Origin of the sequence: Polaromonas sp. (genome assembly GCF_018780625.1) — a bacterium.
In the GTDB taxonomy this organism is placed as follows: domain Bacteria; phylum Pseudomonadota; class Gammaproteobacteria; order Burkholderiales; family Burkholderiaceae_C; genus Polaromonas.
The window spans coordinates 1-3,598 of sequence record NZ_JADMJK010000216.1; the positions used below are offsets into that span (position 1 = coordinate 1).

Consider the following 3,598-nt stretch of genomic DNA (forward strand, 5'->3'; position numbering starts at 1 on the left):
GCCTTGCCGGTGCTGGCGGCCAGCTGCCTGAACAGCGGGCTGGCGTCCTTGCCGCGCACGCTGGTTTTGGTGAACATCGGGAACTTCACGCCAAAGGTGCTCTCGCAGAAATCGGCAATCTCCTGGTTGCTGCCCGACTCTTGCGAAAAGTCGTTGCTGGGGAAACCCAGTACCACCAGCCCGCGGTCCTTGTAGCGGGCATGCAGCGCTTCGAGGCCCTTGTACTGCGGCGTAAAGCCGCAAAAGCTGGCGGTATTGACCACCAGCACCACCTTGCCGCTGTACTGGCACAGCGACTGCGGCTTTTCATCCTGCAGGCGCAGCACATCGTGCTGCAGCAGCGCGGGGCACGGCGCAGACGCAGGCGCAGGCGTGGCCGACCAGGCGGGCGGCGCGCACAGCAGGGCGCTGCCCAGCAGCAGGGTCGGGAGCAAGGGTTTCAGGGTCAGAGCGTTCAAGGCGTTCATGGCGGTGCTCGCTGAAATTAAGAAACAGCATCATTCTGGCAGGCGGGCCCAAACAGGCGCCGCGTGTAGGGCATTAGCCTGCGCGCCGCCCGCGCCTGCATTCGCCGCCTAAAATGCAAAAGTTACCCAGGATGCGCCTGGCAGGACATCCAAGGCAGATTTCTCTGCGTATCCCTTGCAAGGAGTTCCCATGCTTTACCCCGAATTGTTTAAACAGCTTGAATCCGTCCGTTGGGACATGGACAAAGACATCCCCTGGGACAGTTTTGACGCGTCCCAGCTGACCGACGAGCAAGCCCAGACCATCAAGATGAACGCCATCACCGAATGGGCGGCCTTGCCGGCCACGGAAATGTTTTTGCGCGACAACCGCGACGACAGCGATTTCTCGGCCTTCATGTCGATCTGGTTTTTTGAAGAGCAAAAGCACTCGCTGGTGCTGATGGAGTACCTGCGGCGCTTCAAGCCCGAGTTTGTGCCCACCGAAACGGAGCTGCACGACATTCGCTTCGAGTTCGAGCCGGCCCCGCCGCTCGAAACGCTGATGCTGCATTTTTGCGGCGAGATCCGCCTGAACCACTGGTACCGCTGCGCCAGCGAATGGCACACCGAGCCGGTCATCAAGCAGATCTACACCCAGCTCAGCCAGGACGAAGCGCGCCACGGCGGCGCCTACCTGCGCTACATGAAGCGCGCCATCAACAAGTCCGGCATCGAGGCCAAGATTGCCTTTGCCAAGGTCGGCGTGCTGATGGCCAGCGCCCGCCGCACCTCGCAGGCGCTGCACCCGACCAACCTGCACGTCAACAAAGACCTGTTCCCGCGCGACACCATCCAGAGCCGGCTGCCCGACCCCGCGTGGCTGGAGCAATGGCTGGACACCCAGATCAAGTTCGACACGGCCTGGGAAACCAAGGTCGTCGACCGGCTGCTGCACAACATGAGCCTGCTGCTGAACCAGAGCTTCAAGACCGTGCAGGACCTGAACCGCTATCGCAAGGAACTGAACCGCGAGGCCGCTGCCCTGGCCGCTGCGCCCGCTGACGCCACGCCGCACGCGGTGTGAGCGCGCCCGCGTTTCTGGCCAAGCTGGCCACGCGCGAAGACGCCCGCGCGCGCGTTGCCGCGCTGCCGCGCCCGGTCGTGTTCACCAACGGCGTGTTTGACGTGCTGCACCGCGGCCATGCCAGCTACCTGGCGCAGGCCCGCGCCTTGGGCGCCAGCCTGGTGGTGGCGCTCAACACCGACGCGTCGGCCAGGCGGCTGGGCAAGGGCCCGGACCGCCCGCTGAACAACGAGCAAGACCGCGCCGCGCTGATGGCCGCGCTGGAGTCGGTCAGCCTGGTGACCTGGTTTGACGAGGACACGCCGCTGGAACTGATCACCGAACTCAAGCCCGATGTGCTGGTCAAGGGTGGCGACTACGACATGGACAAATTGGCCGAGACGGCGGTGGTGAAGGCGTATGGCGGCCGGGCGCTGGCGATTCCGTTTGTCGATGGCTATTCGACGACGGCGCTGGTGCAGAAGATTCGCGGGGATTCTGCGGCGGGCTGAGTTTTGCTATTGTATTAATAGCTTGTAGCGCGCGTCCTCACGTTCATCAGCGGCCAATGCGACACAACCTGCTTGCCTGGAAGAGGTCACGTCATGCCTGTGTGACAATGCCAGTCATTGAGGTTTGTACGAAGAACCAGAACGCCGCAAACTACGAAGATGTCAACGGTTCCCAAAAGCACACGGGCGAATGCCTCGGCAGCGGCCCGCCCGAGGGCAGGAACGCCACGCTACCAGATCGTCGCTGACGCGCTCATTGCCGACATCGAGCGAGGTGTTTACGCAGTGGGTGACTTGCTGCCTAGCGAGTTGGAGATTGCCACGCGCTACGGCCTGTCGCGCCACACCACCCGTGAAGCGTTGCGCTGCCTGGATGGGTTGGGTCTCATCAGCCGTCGCCCGGGCATTGGCACCCTCGTCAAGGCTCGCTCCAGTCAGTCGCACTACACGGCCGCGATCGCGGACCTGGGTGACCTTACGCACCACACCAAGCAAACCCGGCTGAAGGTGCTGGCCGAAGAATGGGTCACCGTCGAGGGCGACCTGATTCAGTACCTGCCCGGCGCGCAAGGCCAGCGCTGGCTTCGCTTTCGTACTCTGCGCTACCCTGCCAAGGGCGGGAAGCCGATCTCCTACACCGAGATCTACGTGCATCCGGTCTTTGAACGGATCCGCGAACGGATCAACGAGCCGGACATGATGGTCTATCGCTTGATCGAGGAGCAGCACGGCGAGCGCGTACGCGAATTGCGCCAGGAGATCAGTGCCATCGCCACGCCCGCCGATATCGCCCCGTTGCTGGGGACTGAGCCGGGCGCGCCGGCCTTGCATGTGTTGCGCGTGTACCTCGGCAAGAAGGACGCCCTGCTGTCCGTCTCCGTCAACATCTATCCGGAAAACCGGTTCAAGGTGACTACGCGCTGGCAGATGACCCGGAACGACGACTAGTCGGACCTGATTTTTTCAGGGGCTCTTGCAGAACAAGCCAATGACCTGTTCGCGGAACCACCGATTACCCGGGTCATTTTCGAAGCGCTTGTTCCAGTGCAGGAAGACCTCGAACTGCGCCCCCGGGAAGCCGGGATCGAGCAGGGCGTAGTCGCTGGTGGGGTAGGCCTGGGCAATCTCAAGGGGCACGATCGCAGCCAGGTCAGTCTCGCGCACGATCTCGGGCAAGGCCGTGAAGTGCGCCACGGTCAGGCGCAGCCGCTCCTCCAGATGCAAGGTTTTAAGGATCCGCACGGTATCGGCATGCGAGCGCACGGCGACGTAATCCAGTTTTTCCAGAATGGCCCGGATTGCATGACGCCTGGAAAGTGACGCAAAAGGGTGTGACTTGCGCACCAGAACCAGATAGCGATCGGATAGCAAGGCCGCATGCCGCATGCCCTTGAGCTGGGGCAGGAAGCCGAAAGCGAAATCGATTTTTCCGATGTCCAGCGCCAGGGTCAGTTCGGCCGGCTCCAGGTACTGGCTATCGATGCAGACACCCGGCGCTACCTGGTGCAGATGAACCATCAGTTTGGGCAGGAAGCGTCCTTCGCCGATGTCGCTCATGTGCAGGTGAAACCGCC

The 3,598-nt window shown here is 62.6% G+C and carries 5 protein-coding genes; 3 read left to right on the forward strand and 2 right to left on the reverse strand.

The window, feature by feature from the left end; all coding sequences use genetic code 11:
- A partial coding sequence (locus tag IV091_RS15755) for a glutathione peroxidase (protein WP_293470201.1) occupies positions 1 to 467 on the reverse strand: 467 nt, incomplete at its 3' end.
- A 190-nt stretch (positions 468 to 657) separates the two neighbouring features.
- Between IV091_RS15755 and IV091_RS15760 the strand changes: the two genes are divergently transcribed.
- The 3 genes from IV091_RS15760 to IV091_RS15770 all read left to right on the forward strand — a co-directional run bounded on the left by IV091_RS15760 (position 658) and on the right by IV091_RS15770 (position 2,972).
- Entirely contained in the window at positions 658 to 1,533 is an 876-nt protein-coding gene (locus tag IV091_RS15760; RefSeq protein ID WP_293470202.1) for a ferritin-like domain-containing protein, read from the forward strand.
- Positions 1,530 to 2,024, forward strand: a complete 495-nt coding sequence (gene rfaE2 / locus IV091_RS15765; RefSeq protein WP_293470203.1) for a D-glycero-beta-D-manno-heptose 1-phosphate adenylyltransferase — start codon at positions 1,530 to 1,532, stop codon at positions 2,022 to 2,024. The genes IV091_RS15760 and rfaE2 overlap by 4 nt, the downstream gene beginning before the upstream one ends.
- Positions 2,025 to 2,183: 159 nt before the next feature.
- Positions 2,184 to 2,972 (forward strand): GntR family transcriptional regulator, encoded by a 789-nt coding sequence (locus tag IV091_RS15770; RefSeq protein WP_293470204.1) that lies wholly within the window; start codon positions 2,184 to 2,186, stop codon positions 2,970 to 2,972.
- Between the two features lie 15 nt (positions 2,973 to 2,987).
- On the opposite strand, the gene IV091_RS15775 is transcribed toward IV091_RS15770, so the two are convergent.
- The coding region (locus IV091_RS15775) for a LysR substrate-binding domain-containing protein (protein ID WP_293470205.1) at positions 2,988 to 3,598 on the reverse strand (611 nt) is incomplete at its 5' end.